Here is a 17057-nt window from a genome sequence, read left to right on the forward strand (position 1 = left end):
CATATTTCATTATTTTGTAACATTTCTACTAATTACTGAGAAAGGATATTTCAACTATGCGATTTACTATCTACAAGAAATTATTACTCGGTTTTTTTATAGTTATTTTGGTACTCGTTACAACAATCGGCTTAAATATAAAACAGCTTGATTCTGTAAATAAGACCTATCATACATTACTGGAGGAACAAACTACTAAATCTATAAGTATTCAGGAATTACGGGTGATTGCAAAACAGGAAATTGTCAGCATGCGAGGCTACTTACTACTTGGAGACAAACAAAACTTTCAAAGTAATCAAGCCTCACGCGAGGAATTCAAACAAAAATCAGAAGAATTAATGGCTACTTTAGATTCAGAGAAATCAATTAAGATGCTTGAAGCTATTAATAAAAGTGAGCAAAATGTTCAACAATTTGCAGATCGTATGTTTGAGTTAAAAGCTGCTGGAGAAACAGAGAAGTACGAAAAATTGGATAGTACTCAAGGACGCTTAATTATTAAACAATTCGATGAACGTGTTGAAAACCTTTCTAATTATCAAAATGAATATGTAGAAGGTAAAATGGCTGCTACATCCAATCAAATTCAAGACATCAAGCTCCAAATGATGCTTCTTGGAGTCTTTGCTGTTGTCATAAGTCTGATAATTGCTATGGTGGTTGGTAGTCTAATGTCTCGTCCAATTAACGGTATGGCTAAGGCTGCGAAAAAAATAGCTGAGGGTGACTTAACAGCTGAACAAATTCGTATAAAAAATCGTGATGAAGTGGGTGATTTAGCGCTTGCGTTTAATCAAATGGCTACAAATTTAAAGGATTTAATTACAAATGTACGCCAAAATACTGTACAAGTAAGTGGCTCTGCTGCTGAGTTAACAGCTAGTGCAGAGCAAACTATACAGGCTACAGAACAAATCACTTCTTCTATTCAAGAGGTTGCTAGTGGCTCAGAGGCTCAAGGGAAAAACGCAACTGAAAGCTCAGAAGCAATGAAAAACATGACAAAGGGTATACAACAATTAGCTTCTACTACTGCTGCTGTTTCTGAACTGGCAATCGAGACAAATTCAGAGGCTAAGAAAGGAAATGATTCTTTACATCGTGTTATCTCTCAGATGACAACAATCAACACGGCTGTTTTAGAGTCAGCAAGTGTTGTTAAAAACCTAGACGGGCATTCCATTGAAATTGGCAATATCATTGGTATTATTACTGATATTGCAGAACAAACAAATTTATTAGCACTTAATGCTGCAATTGAAGCAGCCCGTGCAGGCGATCATGGACGCGGCTTTGCAGTCGTTGCAGATGAAGTGAAAAAGTTAGCAGAGCAATCAAAAAAATCCGCTGAGCAAATCGCTACCTTGATTTCTGAAATACAGCAGGATACAAACCGTGCTGTAACGGTGATGGATACTGGAACTCAAGAGGTTCAAATTGGTATCCAAGTAGTAAAGGTAGCAGAAGAAGGTTTCTCTAAGATTGTTGAGCTGATTGAGCAAGTATCCATGCAAATCCAAGAAGCAACGACTGTTTCAGAGGAGATGTCCTCTAGTGCAGAGCAAATTTATGCTTCCTTTGATGAAATTGCAACTATTGCCCAAATGTCCTCATCTAATTTACAAAATGTTGCATCTGCTTCCGAGGAACAATTAGCTACTATCGAAGAAGTAGCAGCTTCAGCAGCAACACTTTCAAATATGGCAGAAGAACTTCATACGCAAGTCTCTCGTTTTAAGCTAGAATAAAAGACTGCTCGTTTTCTTTAGGTTTATAGAAAACGAGCAGTTTCTTCATACAAAAAATATCATGATTTTCCAACATATCATATGTTAACTCCCCTAACCATTTACTCACGGGAAATATATATTTTTTAGTGCCTCCATCAACATTTCACTAAATATCAAATATTTAATAAGGTTGTTAATACTTAAGACAGAATTAAATAAATTTTTAGAATATTATTGACAGGAAGTTAATATCCAAGTAATATTGCTTTCAACAACACATTGCAGGCCAAGATTGGAAATAGTAAAAGTGGTTGTGTACTTGTAGAGAGCCGATGGTTGGTGTAAATCGGTAGGCACACATTTTGAACTCGTCCATGAGCTACTCCCTGAACTTTTCAGTAAGGGATGTCGGTTTCCCCCGTTAACAGGATAGACAGTGATAGCTGTCGATAAGGGGACTTTTTCTATATAGGGAAGGTCAATTAGAGTGGTACCGCGAGCATAAACTCGTCTCTATTTTTTACATAGAGACGGGTTTTTTTATTTTTTAATGACTTATTGGCCTAAGTGTAGATTTTAGATACTAATCACTAAAAAGGAGTGTTTGAAAATGGGAAGAAAAATTTGGGTGTTTGATACAACTTTACGTGATGGCGAACAGGTGCCTGGAGCAAAGCTAAATCTTTACGAAAAAGTAGAGATCGCACAGCAGCTGAAAAAATTGGGTGTCGATATTATAGAGGCTGGATTCCCCGCTTCCTCTCAAGGTGATTTTGATGCCGTCAAAGCTGTAGCTGAAAAGGTTGGCAATACAAACGACATTATGATTACAGCATTAGCACGTGCTGTAAAGGCTGACATTGATGCTGTCTATAACGCTGTGAAATATGCTCAAAACCCGATGATTCACATGGTACTTGGCACATCTGATATTCATGTAGAGAAAAAATTCAGCAAGTCAAAAGATCAAATTTTACAAATTGGCGTGGATGCTGTGAAATACGCTAAAACATTATTGCCACAAGTTCAGTATTCCACAGAGGATGCCTCTCGTTCAGACTTTGAATATCTTTGGAAAACAATTGAAGCTGTTATGAGAGCTGGCGCAACGATGATTAACGTTCCTGATACGGTAGGCTTTGCAGAGCCAGAGGAATTTGGCGAAATGATTTTTAAGTTAAACGACCGTATGAAAAACTTAGATGATAGCGTTCTTTTAAGTGTTCATTGTCATAACGATCTTGGAATGGCAACGGCTAATACGCTAGCTGCAATTAAAAATGGTGCAGATAAGGTAGAATGTACAATCAATGGTATCGGTGAACGTGCAGGTAATGCTGCATTAGAAGAAGTTGTCATGGCACTTAAAACTCGTGGCTCCGTCTACAATGCCGAAACACGTATTAATACAAAAGAAATTATGAATACTTCACGTCTTGTTTCTAGCTTTATGGGCTTAGATGTACAGGTTAATAAAGCCATTACAGGAGATAATGCATTTGCCCATTCTTCTGGTATTCACCAAGATGGTTTGTTAAAATCGCGTGATGCTTATGAAATCGTCCATCCTGAGGATGTAGGTCTTGATGATATGGAGCTAGTACTAACAGCTCGCTCTGGTCGCCATGCAGTGAAAAATGCTCTTGAAAAATTAGGGTTTACTAATCTTTCCACAGAGGAGTTTGAGGGCATTTTTGAAGGATTCTTAAAGCTAGCCGATGCAAAGAAAGAAGTATATGATCACGACTTGTATGTTATTGTTGAAAGCTATTATGAAAAACATGATGCCAATAATAAAAATGCTACACATTATAGTGAGCAATTCTTTGATTTTGATGATCTACAAGTCGTCAGCAATACAAGCTTCCCTTCTGCAAGTGTTAAGGTTCGTAAAGGCGGTGAAGTATTTAAAGCTAGTGCAGTAGGCTCTGGCCCAATTGATGCCCTCTATTCAGCCATTGCAGAAATTACAAATATGGATGTAAAACTAGTGGAATATAATATCAATAGTGTTTCACGAGGCAAAGAGGCTTTAGGTAAAGTAAAAATTACGATTGAGCATGAAGGCGAAAAGTATATTGCAAAAGCAGCAGATACAGATATTCTTAAGGCAAGTGCATTAGCCTATATTAATGCGATCAATAGCATTGTAGTGACAAAATTAACACCTGTTATGAATTAAATGAAACTAGCAAAGCAGTATGGCTCTTGCGCCATACTGCTTTTTCAATCCTAGTGACTATCCCTAACTAGTTTTTGATATTCCTCATCGATTCGTTCGATATCCAGACGTTCAAATAATGGTGTCACCTCTTGAATGACTTTAGGCAGATCTACTTGCTCATGCCACATCATTTCATTTATACCTAACATATTTCTTACTTTCTTTGCTGAAAACGGTAAGAAAGGATGCAGCAGTTGTCCTAAATTCGCAATGATATAGACGCAAGTTGCTAATGTACGATTACCTGCCTCTACGTTTTCTTTTACCTGTAGCCATGGCTGTTGTTCATCAAAATAACGATTAGCTCTGCGAATATACTCAAAAATGGACTCTAATGCCTGTTTGAAATGACCACCTTCAATAAGAACGCCCGCTTCATTAAACAATTGTACAGTTTGTTTTCGAATGTCGCTGTCCACCTCCGCTTGTGGCACCTGACAAGCAAATGATTTCTCAATAAACTTCAAAGTACGGTTTACAAAATTACCATAGGCTCCGAGTAATTCACCATTATGGCTGTAAATAAATTCCCGCCATGAAAAATCAGTATCACGATTTTCTGGCGCATTAATCGTTAAGAAGTAACGAATAGAGTCCGCATCATATCGACTTAAAATATAAGGAACCCATACAGCCCAATTCTGACTAGTAGATAATTTGCGCTTTTCTAATGTTAAATACTCATTGGATACGATATGGGTAGGTAATGCCTTAGATCCAATTCCCATTAAAATGGCTGGCCATATAACTGTATGGAATGGAATATTATCCTTCCCATGTACATAGTATGAAATGGTCTCTTCATTCCATAAATCTTCAATGGCTATTTGATGCTCTTTTGCCCATTTCAAGCTTGCTGTTAAGTACCCTGCTACAGCTTCTATCCATACATATATTTTTTTCCCTTCAAAACCTGGCACTGGGACATCTATGCCATTTGGTAAATCTCTTGTTACTGCTCGGTCGGGAACTCCCTCTGCCAAGTATCGCTCCGTTAACCCTAAAGCATTGTCACGCCAACGTTTCTCGACTTTCGCTTGTGCTAAATAAGACTCCAACCTTCCTTGAAATTGACTAAAGGTAAAATAAAAGTGCTCAGTTTCCCGAATAACAGGTTCGTTCCCACAAATTTTGCAGCGCTTATCAATTAAATCCAGTGGGTCTAAAATTTCTGAGCAGTTATCACATTGATCTCCCCTTGCTTTCGCTCCACAATTTGGACAAAGTCCCTCGACAAATCGATCTGGTAGGAATTGTTTATCCGTCTCACAGTAAGCCTGTTCAATTTTCTTTTTGTATAAAAAATTGTTGGCCAGTAGCTGTAAGAAAAGGGCCTTAACGGATTCATGGTGGTGCTCCGCATCCGTTCTTGTGTACAAATCATAGGTAAATCCTAAATCATGAAAGCATCTAGTAAACTCATCATGATAGTGATTAGCTATAGCCTCTGTCGTTGTATTCTCTTGTGCGGCACGTATAGAAATGGGTGTACCATTACAATCACTGCCTGATACATATAAAACCTGCTCGCCTTTTTGTCGGTAATATCTAGCCAAAATATCACCTGGTAATAATGCGGCAACATGCCCTAAATGCAAAGAGCCATTTGCATACGGCCAAGCGCCTCCAATAACAATCGTCATTCTAAATTGCTCCCCTCACAGAAAAAATAGTAAAAAAAAAAATCGCCCTAATCAAATCTGATTAGGACGAGTATACCCGTGTTACCACCTATATTTACAAATAGCTCACACCATTTGCCTCTCTCAGTACGTCTTCACTCAAAAAAGAGATACTGCTGCTGTTGTAACGAGTGCCCATCTCGTCGTAATCTACTGGCTAAAAAGCTTTCGGTACGAAGCTCAAAGGTCATTTTCAAAAGGGGTCATTTACCTCATTTCCACCAACAGAGGCTCTCTACAAAATGCTAATCCAATTTACTTTTCCTTCTCAATGCTTTTTCTATAGGATTTGGCATTATTTTACGCCTTCTTGTGAAGAAATGCAATGATTGTTGTAAAAGCGTCCTTTTTTGATTCACTTTCTTGAGTTAATCGAATGTAACCTTTAGCAACTCAGTTAAATCATCAATTACTATATCTGCTTTTTCTAACTCCTTGTCTTGTGCAAAGTCAAAGCGTACACCTATTGATAGTAATTGATTGTCCTGTGCAGCTTGGATATCCGAAGACCGATCTCCTACCACTGCCCCGTAATCAATTTTATTTTCATCTACAACTCTTTTGACCAGGTCCGATTTATGCCCACTTGCAATGGCTTGAATGCTATAGATTCCCTTTATAAAACGCTCCAACTGATAGGTTTCGACGATTGCTTGTAAATAGTCAACCTGTCCATTACTCGCTATGTATAACGGATAATTCTCTGACAATGTTGCAAGGGTTTGTTCAGCGTTTGGATACAAAGCACCTTTATGTCCACGTATTTGCTCAATCAGCTTTACATGGAATAATACATTGCTCTCTTCTCGTATCTCTACCGCATGCATAGGACATAATGTTTCCCACACAACAGGTAAAGGAACCCCCATTATTTCTCTATATTTTTCTATAGGTGTTTCTCCCTGCCACAAGCCGTTTGTCCGCAGCACATCAAATGTTGCATCGAGCGCAGGCTCTAAAATAAGATTGGTTTGAAATAATGTTCCGTCCATATCAAAAATAAACGCTTTATTCATAAAATCTCTCCTTAATTAGTTATCAAAAAACGCCATATGCTGCTTTTCTTGCTTATAATAATCCAAACGATCCTGCAAAGTTCCTGTATGAAATTCAAATTTATGACCATCAGGATCTGTAAAGTAAATCGATTTTTTATCCTTTTCATCTCTTTGCCGACCCGCTAAAATATTGACCTTTAGCTGCACCAATCTGTCATACATCTTATCAAAGTCATCCTCAGTGATTGTGAAGGCAATGTGTGTATAGGAATGATGGGTGTCATTACGTGGTATATCCTTTTCTACATTAAGAGCTAGCCACAGCCCATTTACATCAAAATAGGCTGTGCTGTTCCCCTTTACTAACAACTTGGCATCAAATACTCTTTCATAAAAAGTGATGGATTCCTCTAAATTAGAAACTGAAAACAATAAATGATTGATGTTTTGAATTGTCATGGTTGTGCTCCTATTGATTATTTCTTCCCCTTTTTCATTCCCTTGGCTATTTGCTTCCACTTGCGCTGCTCCTCAAGTTTTGCTTGCGTATTTGTTTTGCGCTCCATATAAGCCAATTCTCTTTGCAGTTTAAAATAGCTTTGTAGACGATATTGGTCCAAGTCCCCATCTACTATAGCTTGCTGGACAGCACAATAAGGCTCTTTTTGATGTGTACAATCACGATAACGACAAGCCGTTGCTAGTTCCTCAATATCTTGAAAGCTAGAAGCTAAACTATCCCCTTGATCCCACAATTGAAGCTCACGCATCCCTGGCGTATCAATTAGACAGCCGCCAGCAGGCAATACTACTAGCTCTCGATGGGTTGTTGTATGTCGTCCCTTGGCATCATCCTCACGTATACCCGCTACTTTCATCAGTATCTCACCACATAAAGCATTTGTTAATGTGGATTTCCCTGCTCCAGAAGACCCCAATAATGCCCCCGTCACCCCCTCTGTGAATAGCGTCTGAATTTCCTTTAGACCTTCCCCTGATAGAGCACTCGTTACAAAGATATCCACACCAAAGGCTACAGACTCCACTTCTTGTACTAAGCTCGAAACATCCTCGCATAAATCAGCTTTTGTCAGGACAATAATGGGCTTTGCACCTGAATCCCAAGCAGCCACTAAATATCTCTCCAAACGTCGAATATTAAAATCTGCGTTCAAGCTCATAACAAGTAACACAATATCGACATTTGATGCGACAATCTGTTCTTGAATTTCCGTTCCTGCAACTTTACGTGAAAATACAGATTTTCGTTGGAATAGCTGATGAATAATTGCTCGTTCCTCACCGGGCATTTTCTCCACTAGCACCCAATCACCAACTGCTGGATAGTCCTCCCTCGCTAAAGACGTATACGCATAATGACCAGCAATTGTCGCAAGCCATTCTCCCTCTTCAGCTAACACCCGATAAGAATGCTTATGCTCTAAAGTAACCCTTGCAGGCACACAATTTTTTAATTTAGCCTGTTTTTTCATTTCTATCATTTGCTCTTCAAAATATGTTGTAAAACCTAATGTTGTTAAATTCAATTTATTTTCCTCCTAAACGTATGATGCCTCAGCGGAAATAGTTGTCATCCGCAAGAGGCCCTATCGCAATTTCACCTTTTGGAACTACGATAAAAAAACCTTGTAGCTGCAATTCGGCAGTTACAAGGTTTCACAGGCACGTTTAAAAGATACACAAATACCCCGAGTTATGGCACGGCGTCACTTTGTATATTTTAGGCGTGTGAAATTGAACAAACCGAATTGCAGTTCGTTAATTACAGATCTATTCATCATGTCACATCACCTACTTTCCGTTTAGTTGTTATCAATATAGCTAAATTTTCAGAAATTGTCAATTACAATATTATAAGCATTTATTCCAATCATCCACGCATACAATGAACAAAACCATTAAATGCGAGGAGATGTTGGATTGCCTAGAATTATTTCAATTAGCACATATCAACCACCTTACACATTACAGCAAGATAACGCAGAGGAACTAACGAAAGAGCTCTTTTATGCAAAAATTCCAAAACTAGAGCGCTACTTAAAGGTTTTTGAAAATGGTGGCATCGACACACGCCATTTTTGTGTGCCAGCTGAATGGCATCGTACGAATCACTCCTTTGAAGAACGTAATAATTTATATATCGAGTTAGCTACACAATACAGTGTAAGTGTCATTCAAGCATGTTTAGCTAATACAGCTTTTTTATCCTCATCTATTCCAACTGAGGACATCGATGCCATCATTTTTGTTAGCAGTACAGGAATTTCAACACCTAGCATTGACGCACGTGTTATGAACAAGCTTCCCTTTTCAGATCGACTTAAGCGCATTCCTCTATGGGGTCTTGGTTGTGCAGGAGGAGCCGCTGGTGTAAGCAGAGCCTATGATTTTTGTAAAGCCCATCCACATGCAAAGGTGCTTGTCGTTTGTGTCGAGTTATGTAGCCTCACTTTTCAGCCAAATGATTTTTCTAAAAGTAATTTAATTGGTGCTTCCCTTTTTGCCGATGGTGCAGCATGTATACTTGTTTGTGGGGATGAAGTAGCTATCTCAACAAAAAGGCCAACCCCTAATATTCTAGCTACAGGTTCTAAATGGATGCCAGATTCGGAAAATGTAATGGGTTGGGATGTGAAAAACAACGGGCTTCATGTCATTTTCCAAAAAAGCATTCCTTCTATTATTACCAATTGGCTCGGACCTTTCATCGAGCAATTTTTAATGGATCAAGAACTGTATAGCGAACAATTGACTCATTTCATTGCGCATCCTGGAGGAAAAAAGGTATTAAAGGCTTATGAAGATACACTTTATTTATCTCCCCAAAAAACCGACATTTCTCGGGAAATATTGCGGCAACATGGCAATATGTCATCACCAACAGTGTTATACGTATTAGAGCAATTTATGTTACATGAAGGACTAGTGGAGGATACAGGCTTGCTCGTAGCTCTTGGCCCTGGTTTTTGTGCAGAAGCTGTATTATTAAACTGGAGGGAGTAACATGATCTTCTATTTTATTTTTACCCTTGTCGTTCTACAAAGATTGACAGAGGTTGTCATTGCTAGGCGCAATGAAAAATGGATGCTTTCACAAGGAGCCTATGAAGTAGGTGCTTCACACTACCCCTATATGGTAGCCATGCATATTAGCTTTTTTCTGTTTTTAATAGTGGAAATCGTCACAAACAACAATGGTATCTCGCCCTTATTTCCGTTATTTTTTATAATATTTTTAGCAGTGCAGGCTTTACGGATCTGGTGTATTCGCTCTTTAGGCACTTTTTGGAATACAAAAATCCTCATTTTACCTGACGCACAAGTTGTTCGTAAAGGGCCATATGAATATATGCGCCACCCCAATTATGCGGTCGTTTGTTTAGAAATCCTTTTGCTACCACTCATGTTTCAGGCTTACTTTACAGCATTTTGTTTTACATTACTCAATATTACAATGCTTTCTGTCCGAATACCTATAGAAGAAAAAGCATTACGAGATGCTACTAATTATAATCGTGTATTTCAAAAGAAGATTTCGGAGTCTTAACCGAAATCTTCTTTTCTTCTTTATTGCCATTCCCAGTTAAATGGATCTTGCAGACACTCCCAAGGGTTCTGAAACTCTTCATTTGTTAACAAACAGTTGTCCAACTGTTTAGTGATGTCTTCTCGGTCTAGATCAATGCCAATAATAACAAGTTGTGTCATTCGATCTCCGAACTCTTCATCCCAGTCTTCCAATACTTCAGGGCTTTGCTGGAATACATCCTGCTGCTGGGCTTGAGAAAGAGCTGCTACCCAATAAGAGACTGGTTCAATTTTTGCAGATGACCCCGCTTGTGATAATAATAGTGCAACTTCCTGATGTCTTGCACTCCAAATAATACCCTTCGCTCGTACTATTGAATCTGGCATGTGATCACACCACTCAACAAAGCGCATCGGATGAAACGGTCTTTTGCGTTTATAGGTAAAGGAAGAGATCCCGTACTCCTCAGTCTCTGGTGTATGGTTTTCATGACCAAGCTCCAACTCCTTTAACCAACCAGCCGATTCAGAGACACGTTCAAAGTCAAAGCGCCCCGTATTTAAAATTTCAACTGGATCGATAACACCATTTGTTGTACGTATAAGTTTTGCCTCAGGCTGTAATGCACGTAAAATACGTTCCAACCGCTCAAGCTCCTCTGCGGATACTAAATCGCACTTATTTAAGATAAGGACATCACAAAATTCAATTTGATCAATGAGAAGGTCTGCAACATCACGCTCATCTAATTCACCAACAGCTTCCTTCCGCTCCAATAAGCTTTCCCCAGACTGAAAATCATGCCAAAAACGATGGGCATCTACGACTGTAACCATTGTATCTAATTGACAAAACTTCGTTAAATCAATTCCAAGCTCCTCGTCTAAATAACTAAACGTTTGTGCAACGGGAATCGGCTCACTAATCCCTGTCGATTCAATCAAAATGTAATCAATATTGCCTAGCTTTGAAAGACGTTCCACCTCCTGCAATAAATCCTCTCGTAATGTACAGCAAATACAACCATTCGATAGCTCTACAAATTTTTCCTCTGTACGTGATATACCACTACCATTTGCGATAAGCTCCGCATCAATATTAATTTCACTCATATCATTCACAATAACAGCGACACGTAAATCCTTTTCGTTTTGCAATACATGATTCATCATTGTTGTCTTACCAGAACCTAAATATCCACTCAATACTGTAACAGGAATTTTCTTTGTCATTCTTACAACTCCTTAAATCGTAATCATTACTATTTACAATTTGTAATTAAATCATATTATTTGAGATAATGCAAAACTTTTTATTACTAGTGAAATTAAACTTGACAATATCCTGTGAGAAATATATTGTTTAAATCGTAATTATTACTATTTAAAAGGAGGTCCTTCAATGCGTGTACAAGTAACACTAGCCTGTACTGAAACAGGTGATAAAAACTATATTACTACTAAAAATAAACGCAATAACCCCGAAAGATTGGAGCTTAAAAAGTACTCCCCTCGCCTGAAACGTGTAACCCTGCATAGAGAAACAAAGTAATATTGGAATGAGGGTCAAAAAGGGACCTCTGGAGCTAGTCTCACCTGCTTTGGAGCGCCTTCCTCTTCATTGTGAGCGGTTGAACCTTCTTAAAAGCTTTTTATGCAAATCAAAAAAATGACTGTTTCAAAGGCATACTTTTGAAACAGTCATAATGAAATTTTATAGCTAAAGCTGCTCACTATTGATTTCTAACGCTAGTTCATTCAATTTCTCATCTAATTCATCGAGCATGCGTAATCTAAAATCTATTTGTTCATCAATATTAACTCCTTGTTTCATTGATGTGCTACTATCCTTAGATTGTTTTTTTAATGTAACTATTTCATTGGATAATCTCTCAATATCTAGATTTTTCGTCTCTAACTCACTTAGTAAATGTCGATGAAGGCTGTCCGATTCTACTTTCTCTCTATGGTATTTTTCTAGTGTCTCTATAATATTCTCCATTTGTTTACTTGCCATGGTTGTATAGTCACTTAACTTTTTATCTATGCCTTCCACAATAGACCTTTCATTTGGATCGATCGAAGCCTCCTTTGATGCTTGAATTTTGTCCATCAATGACTTATTTTCAACCCGCAATTCTGCCAATTCCTTTAATAATGCCTCAATGGATACAATTTGCTTTTTTCTTTGTGCTTCTCTCTTCTGAATTTCTTCATCGTAAGCTTGCAATTCTTTATCAAAGTCTCTTTTCAACTTTAGGAGCTCCATCGAAAGATCTTTTTTATGCCTTGTTAATTGAACATTTTCTCTTTCAAGTCGAAGAACCAAAGCATAATAATCACTATCTCTAAGTCTTTTTACTTCATTTTTGTACTTGGCTAACTCGGCCCTTAAAAAAATAATCATTTGTTGGAGCTGTATTGGATCATTGTTTTTCACAATATCATTGTCCATCATCACACCCCCTAGCCTGAATATCTTTTTAGTAAATTGACCACCTCTTCAAGCTGCTCTCTACTTTCCTCTAGTAAATCATCCAGCTGCTTCATCCATTTTTCTTCTGACTTTGAATTCTCTAATTGATCAACATGACTATTTTCGCCTGAAACAAGATAGGCAATTAATAGCTGTAATGTACTTTTTTCAAGAAAGGCAAAGCTATTATCTTGTTCATTACGACGACTTAGCTGTTCCTTTACTAATTGTTGAATTACACTACCAAACTCTTGTTTTTCGTTGTCACCCATTGTCTTCCTCCTGTGTTTGGCACATTCCATTTAGATTAATTGGATTTAAAACAACAACACCTTCTGTGAGCTGATCGCAATATGTAAAACCCATAATCGTGCCTGAATATGATAAATTATGGGACCATTTTATTTGAAAATTGGTAAATGAAATGGTTTCATTCGGTTCGATTGTTGATTTACCAACTGGTCTCAGCCAATACTCCTCTTTGCTTGATTTGTCATTAAAACGCTCCCACTGACTCTGCCCCTGTGTTTTAAAATTCGGAGTGAAATTTTCATGAACATATCTCCCTGAAAAGTAAAACGGTGACTCCTTGGGTATTGTTATACACAAAGATGGGTTCGTGACGGCTGCACTACCAATATTACGAATATGATAGGAGCCTAAACATAAACTCTCTTGCTCAGGATCATAAGAAATATTAAGTGCAGTTGTAAAATAACTAATGAGGTTAATCCTATTCGGAATTTCTAATTCCTCAACCAACCTTTTAATATCATGAACATAGGCATTTGTTTGTTCTTTTAGTGCCTGTATCTTGTCTTCAATACGATCTGCCACTTTAAACCTCCTTGTTATTTCCATTAAAAAAAGAGAGGATTACCCTCTCTTCATAGTATGACTTTCTTCTTTTTGTTATCACAATTAACCAACAGTTGGGAAAATAACTGGGCATTGTTGTGGACGAACCGCAGTTGGACATGAGAATGGTAAGTCTGCTCTTGGTTCGCAGAAAGTTGCTAAAAATTCCACAGTAACTGGGAATGTAGATTGAATACTTTGACAAACAGCAACAGTAATTGTCAACGCAGAGAACGTGATTGTACCTGCTGCAGCACCTGTTCCAACACTAAGTGTTCCAGTTGTACAAACGAAGCAATCTAAATCTGTGTATAAAATTTCAACGTCTGTTCCCTTAGGTGCACATAATGTCACTTGCTCACAGCGAGAAACTGGAATATTATTGCTTGTGAAAACAGTACCATTAGGTAAAGTAACGACAATTGTTAGAATGAAGTTCTTTTGAACATTTAGATGTTGCAGACAAACAGTTGATCCATCAATAGAGAATTGGCGATTCTCACGGTTCAGAATCACAATTGGATTTGTAGTTGCTGGAATTACTCGACAAGTAACAATAGCACCTGTTAAGTCAGTAGTTGCTGTAACACCTGGGAATGTAATTGGTCCAGTAGGTGAAATATCAAACGACATTTCTTTTACAATCCAGTCGTATACCTTATCAACATTTATACAGATTAGTTCCTGCGCCTGGGATGGCATATGCTCTTGCATCCTTTTGACACCTCCATAAAATTTTTATCTTTCGTTTGTAGCATATGTTTTTCAGCTATAAGTGCATGGGCTAACAAATAGTTACATTGGATATTTATTAAAATCAATCAAGATTTGTTTTCATACACTTCCCTCATTAACGATACGAATCAAAATGTTGAAAGAACCGTTATATTTGTAACAGAAAGTCAATATTTTTAATAAACTAATAATGGACTGAAAGGGGTGAACTACAATGGAAGAGTCAAAATTGTATACCACTCAAGAAATTGAAAATTTAAAGGAAAAAATTGAATCTTATAGAGAATCGTTAACCTCGTTAAAAATGGGGAAGTCAATTGAAGATTTCCTTTATATGAAGCAGGAGTTTGATGGACTAAAAACACAGATGGCCCATTTAGAAGGGATTACAGAGACATTGGATACTAAACAAAATTCATATATAAAAGGATACGACGATCAAATTAGGGTTCTTTCAACACAGCTTAAGTCTTTGAATCAAACCATTGAAGGAATGAACCAAGAGATTTTATCAATTTTAAATAGATTATTGCCAGTTAAAGGAAATGATACAAAAACCGTACCTCCCTCCATTGACATGCCTGCTCAAGCTTATTCTAATCTTTTACCTAGACAACCTAGAATGACACAGACAGCAGATCAAACTACAATTACATCAACACAACCTTCTTATAGACTACTACAAAGTGTGGCAGGTAAAGCCAAAAACCACCAACCAAATGTAAATATCGGAGGTCCCTCTCCTCAGAATGGTCTACCGGAAACTAAACCTGAAGAACGGCATTTTAATCAGCAATATTTCCAATCGATCAATACGCACCCTAGCCAAATATACAATGGTTTATACAGAAACACGACAGTTGAATCCACCTTCCATTTTAAAAATGCCATGGATGCAAAGGAAGTTCCAGTAAGTGTATATGATCCATCTGTCGTACAGCCTGCTTCAAGAGAAGAAAACATCGAGAATGATACTTTACAATCTTCTATAGTTAATGAATCAGATAGCACTAAAACTGAAACATTAAATAATCCTATGGAGGCTGTGAAAATTGAGAATGAACATAACAATCTTGAGAATCCCATTGTAACGAATGAATCGATAGAACAAGTTATCTTGGAGCAACTTAGCGACCCTGTTAGTCAAGACATTGAAGCAATAGCTAGTGAGCCTCTCAAACAAATCATTGCAGAAACAGTAGCAGAACCTGCAGCTATAGATCACTCTCCTTCATTGGAAACAGAAGAATATGTTGAAGTGTATCATGCTGATGCAACCTATGAGGTTCATCCGTCCTTTGAAGAAGAGATCATGCAACTTGAATCTGTAAACAAGCCGATTGAGGAAGAACATAAAAAGGGAAAAAACTCATTTTTCGATTTCTTTAAAAGATGGAGTTAACATTATCTTAAACATCCACTATGTCAAAACATACATAGTGGATGTCTTTATGTGTTAAATAAAAGAAGTCTTAAAGAAATTATTGAATTTATAGGTGAAATAGATAATTGCCCTTAACCCCTAATCTGAAATGAATAGAATAATGAAGAAAGGGGGTGTAAAAATGTGTTTGAATAACTCAATGTGTGGCTGTTCAGGTAACGGTCATGGTAACGGGGAGTGTACTGCACTGGGACCTTTTGTTGCAATTGACGCTGCATGTATTACTCCACCAGTAGCTACTGGTTCTATTATCCCATTCTCATCAGGAATAACTCCTGTTGCTTTAGTGTCTCTTGCTACTGGTTTAGTTGGTACTGTAAGTCTTGTTGGATTTGGTACATCTGTTCCAGGGGTTGCTCTTGCTGGCGTTAATATCGATTTAACATCTAGTCTTGCTACAGAAGCATTTACTGTTCCACGTCCAGGTACAATTACATCTATTTCTGCTACAATCTCAGCAACTGCTGCTTTAACTCTAACTGGAACAGCGACTGTCAGAGCACAAATTTACCGTGCAGTTTCAGGAAGCAACGTTTTCAGCCCAACTGGAGCATTTGTTGATTTAGCACCAGCTTTACCATTATTAGCATTAGCTGTAGGTACGATTGCAAGTGGTAGTGCAAACGTTTCAGTACCTGTAAGTACCGGTGATCGTTTACTAATGGTATTCTCTATGACTACTACAGGAGTAGCTGCTACACTTGCTGGTAACGCAAGTGCTGGTATTACTATCGTATAAAATAAACTTAAATAAAAAATGAAAACAAGTGATTTCCTTATTAGCAGAAATCACTTGTTTTTTCATAAAACATCCATATTTATTTAACCAAAGCATTCTGAATGTGTGCCAAATGATGCTTGCCATGCCATGCATAAAGGCCAATTGCATGCTCAAGAGTCGTCAGGCCTGAATCAGGATGATTAAAGGCTCTTTGTAATTGTTCATCCGATAAACTTGACAGTAAATAAACCCAACGTTCATGTAAGCTTTCAATCAAATTAAATGAAATTGCTACTGGCATTTCAGAATCTGGTAGCTGTGCCCATTCTGCCTCATTGTATGGCTTAATGGTTGGTACATCCTCTGTTAACGCTAGCTTAAAACGGATATAGCTATTCATATGACTATCAGCAATATGATGGACTAGCTGTGTCACGGTCCAGCCATTTTCACGGTAAGATTTTGCTAAGTCTTGCTCGCTTGCACCACTTAATGCCTCTGCAAGTTGTTTTGGTAACAAACGGATTTCATTAATCCACTCTAGTACCTGTTGTGAATTCATTTCTTTGGGAAATTGGAATTGTCCAATAGGATAACGTAAATCTCTCATATTGCTGACCTCCATTTTACTTTTTAT

The 17057-nt window shown here is 37.7% G+C and carries 17 protein-coding genes and 2 other annotated features; of the genes, 7 read left to right on the forward strand and 10 right to left on the reverse strand.

What is annotated here, in order from left to right; translation table 11 throughout:
- The first annotated feature begins 56 nt into the window (after positions 1-56).
- A complete protein-coding gene (locus tag JIN86_RS14880; protein WP_202342277.1) occupies positions 57-1751 on the forward strand; it encodes a methyl-accepting chemotaxis protein in 1695 nt (564 codons plus the stop codon).
- 261 nt (positions 1752-2012) lie between these two features.
- Positions 2013-2251 (forward strand) — a binding site (T-box leader).
- Between the two features lie 92 nt (positions 2252-2343).
- Positions 2344-3915 carry a 2-isopropylmalate synthase gene (locus tag JIN86_RS14885; RefSeq protein ID WP_004231834.1) on the forward strand — a complete coding sequence of 524 codons (1572 nt, stop codon included), beginning with the start codon at positions 2344-2346 and terminating at the stop codon, positions 3913-3915.
- A gap of 50 nt (positions 3916-3965) precedes the next feature.
- Here JIN86_RS14885 and metG read toward each other — a convergent pair whose 3' ends face one another.
- The 4 genes from metG to rsgA form a co-directional block, all read right to left on the reverse strand.
- Entirely contained in the window at positions 3966-5600 is a 1635-nt protein-coding gene (gene metG / locus JIN86_RS14890; RefSeq protein WP_202342278.1) for a methionine--tRNA ligase, read from the reverse strand.
- A gap of 59 nt (positions 5601-5659) precedes the next feature.
- Positions 5660-5920, reverse strand: a binding site (T-box leader).
- 87 nt (positions 5921-6007) lie between these two features.
- The gene (locus JIN86_RS14895; protein ID WP_004231831.1) at positions 6008-6655 is read right to left on the reverse strand and encodes an HAD hydrolase-like protein; all 648 of its coding nucleotides are present in this window, start codon (positions 6653-6655) and stop codon (positions 6008-6010) included.
- A 15-nt stretch (positions 6656-6670) separates the two neighbouring features.
- On the reverse strand, positions 6671-7096 hold the full coding sequence (gene fosM / locus JIN86_RS14900) for a FosM family fosfomycin resistance protein (RefSeq protein WP_004231828.1): 426 nt from the start codon (positions 7094-7096) through the stop codon (positions 6671-6673).
- Positions 7097-7113: 17 nt separating this feature from the next.
- Positions 7114-8184 (reverse strand): ribosome small subunit-dependent GTPase A, encoded by a 1071-nt coding sequence (gene rsgA, locus JIN86_RS14905; protein ID WP_004231826.1) that lies wholly within the window; start codon positions 8182-8184, stop codon positions 7114-7116.
- A 394-nt stretch (positions 8185-8578) separates the two neighbouring features.
- Here rsgA and JIN86_RS14910 point away from each other — a divergent pair, with 394 nt between their 5' ends.
- Complete coding sequence (locus JIN86_RS14910) at positions 8579-9661, forward strand: type III polyketide synthase (protein WP_202342279.1); 1083 nt, start codon at positions 8579-8581, stop codon at positions 9659-9661.
- Between the two features lies 1 nt (position 9662).
- Positions 9663-10205, forward strand: a complete 543-nt coding sequence (locus JIN86_RS14915; RefSeq protein WP_202342280.1) for an isoprenylcysteine carboxyl methyltransferase family protein — start codon at positions 9663-9665, stop codon at positions 10203-10205.
- A 20-nt stretch (positions 10206-10225) separates the two neighbouring features.
- On the opposite strand, the gene JIN86_RS14920 is transcribed toward JIN86_RS14915, so the two are convergent.
- Positions 10226-11419 (reverse strand): GTP-binding protein, encoded by a 1194-nt coding sequence (locus tag JIN86_RS14920; RefSeq protein ID WP_004231781.1) that lies wholly within the window; start codon positions 11417-11419, stop codon positions 10226-10228.
- Between the two features lie 169 nt (positions 11420-11588).
- Between JIN86_RS14920 and rpmG the strand changes: the two genes are divergently transcribed.
- Complete coding sequence (rpmG, locus tag JIN86_RS14925) at positions 11589-11738, forward strand: 50S ribosomal protein L33 (RefSeq protein ID WP_004231780.1); 150 nt, start codon at positions 11589-11591, stop codon at positions 11736-11738.
- A 168-nt stretch (positions 11739-11906) separates the two neighbouring features.
- Here rpmG and JIN86_RS14930 read toward each other — a convergent pair whose 3' ends face one another.
- The 4 genes from JIN86_RS14930 to JIN86_RS14945 all read right to left on the reverse strand — a co-directional run bounded on the left by JIN86_RS14930 (position 11907) and on the right by JIN86_RS14945 (position 14234).
- Complete coding sequence (locus JIN86_RS14930) at positions 11907-12641, reverse strand: hypothetical protein (protein ID WP_202342281.1); 735 nt, start codon at positions 12639-12641, stop codon at positions 11907-11909.
- 11 nt (positions 12642-12652) lie between these two features.
- Positions 12653-12934 carry a hypothetical protein gene (locus tag JIN86_RS14935; RefSeq protein ID WP_004231777.1) on the reverse strand — a complete coding sequence of 94 codons (282 nt, stop codon included), beginning with the start codon at positions 12932-12934 and terminating at the stop codon, positions 12653-12655.
- Positions 12927-13499, reverse strand: coding sequence for a hypothetical protein (locus JIN86_RS14940; RefSeq protein WP_202342282.1), 573 nt, complete (start codon positions 13497-13499; stop codon positions 12927-12929). Before JIN86_RS14940 ends, JIN86_RS14935 begins: the two co-directional genes overlap by 8 nt.
- 84 nt (positions 13500-13583) lie before the next feature.
- Positions 13584-14234, reverse strand: coding sequence for a BMQ_0737 family morphogenetic spore coat protein (locus tag JIN86_RS14945; RefSeq protein ID WP_004231775.1), 651 nt, complete (start codon positions 14232-14234; stop codon positions 13584-13586).
- A 235-nt stretch (positions 14235-14469) separates the two neighbouring features.
- Between JIN86_RS14945 and JIN86_RS14950 the strand changes: the two genes are divergently transcribed.
- Both JIN86_RS14950 and JIN86_RS14955 read left to right on the forward strand, forming a co-directional pair.
- On the forward strand, positions 14470-15657 hold the full coding sequence (locus JIN86_RS14950; RefSeq protein ID WP_202342283.1) for a hypothetical protein: 1188 nt from the start codon (positions 14470-14472) through the stop codon (positions 15655-15657).
- 163 nt (positions 15658-15820) lie between these two features.
- On the forward strand, positions 15821-16438 hold the full coding sequence (locus JIN86_RS14955) for an exosporium glycoprotein BclB-related protein (RefSeq protein WP_004231772.1): 618 nt from the start codon (positions 15821-15823) through the stop codon (positions 16436-16438).
- A 79-nt stretch (positions 16439-16517) separates the two neighbouring features.
- Here JIN86_RS14955 and JIN86_RS14960 read toward each other — a convergent pair whose 3' ends face one another.
- Positions 16518-17030 (reverse strand): YfiT family bacillithiol transferase, encoded by a 513-nt coding sequence (locus JIN86_RS14960; protein WP_004231770.1) that lies wholly within the window; start codon positions 17028-17030, stop codon positions 16518-16520.
- Positions 17031-17057 lie beyond the last annotated feature (27 nt).

It is taken from the genome of Lysinibacillus sp. HST-98 (assembly GCF_016757845.1).
GTDB classification, from domain to species: domain Bacteria; phylum Bacillota; class Bacilli; order Bacillales_A; family Planococcaceae; genus Lysinibacillus; species Lysinibacillus capsici.

Coding starts and splice junctions, on each gene's coding strand:
- JIN86_RS14880 (WP_202342277.1), top strand. CDS start 57: ATGCGATTTACTATCTACAAGAAATTATTACTCGGTTTTTTTATAGTT.
- JIN86_RS14885 (WP_004231834.1), top strand. CDS start 2,344: ATGGGAAGAAAAATTTGGGTGTTTGATACAACTTTACGTGATGGCGAA.
- metG (WP_202342278.1), bottom strand. CDS start 5,600: ATGACGATTGTTATTGGAGGCGCTTGGCCGTATGCAAATGGCTCTTTG.
- JIN86_RS14895 (WP_004231831.1), bottom strand. CDS start 6,655: ATGAATAAAGCGTTTATTTTTGATATGGACGGAACATTATTTCAAACC.
- fosM (WP_004231828.1), bottom strand. CDS start 7,096: ATGACAATTCAAAACATCAATCATTTATTGTTTTCAGTTTCTAATTTA.
- JIN86_RS14915 (WP_202342280.1), top strand. CDS start 9,663: ATGATCTTCTATTTTATTTTTACCCTTGTCGTTCTACAAAGATTGACA.
- JIN86_RS14920 (WP_004231781.1), bottom strand. CDS start 11,419: ATGACAAAGAAAATTCCTGTTACAGTATTGAGTGGATATTTAGGTTCT.
- rpmG (WP_004231780.1), top strand. CDS start 11,589: ATGCGTGTACAAGTAACACTAGCCTGTACTGAAACAGGTGATAAAAAC.
- JIN86_RS14930 (WP_202342281.1), bottom strand. CDS start 12,641: ATGGACAATGATATTGTGAAAAACAATGATCCAATACAGCTCCAACAA.
- JIN86_RS14935 (WP_004231777.1), bottom strand. CDS start 12,934: ATGGGTGACAACGAAAAACAAGAGTTTGGTAGTGTAATTCAACAATTA.
- JIN86_RS14945 (WP_004231775.1), bottom strand. CDS start 14,234: ATGCAAGAGCATATGCCATCCCAGGCGCAGGAACTAATCTGTATAAAT.
- JIN86_RS14950 (WP_202342283.1), top strand. CDS start 14,470: ATGGAAGAGTCAAAATTGTATACCACTCAAGAAATTGAAAATTTAAAG.
- JIN86_RS14955 (WP_004231772.1), top strand. CDS start 15,821: ATGTGTTTGAATAACTCAATGTGTGGCTGTTCAGGTAACGGTCATGGT.
- JIN86_RS14960 (WP_004231770.1), bottom strand. CDS start 17,030: ATGAGAGATTTACGTTATCCTATTGGACAATTCCAATTTCCCAAAGAA.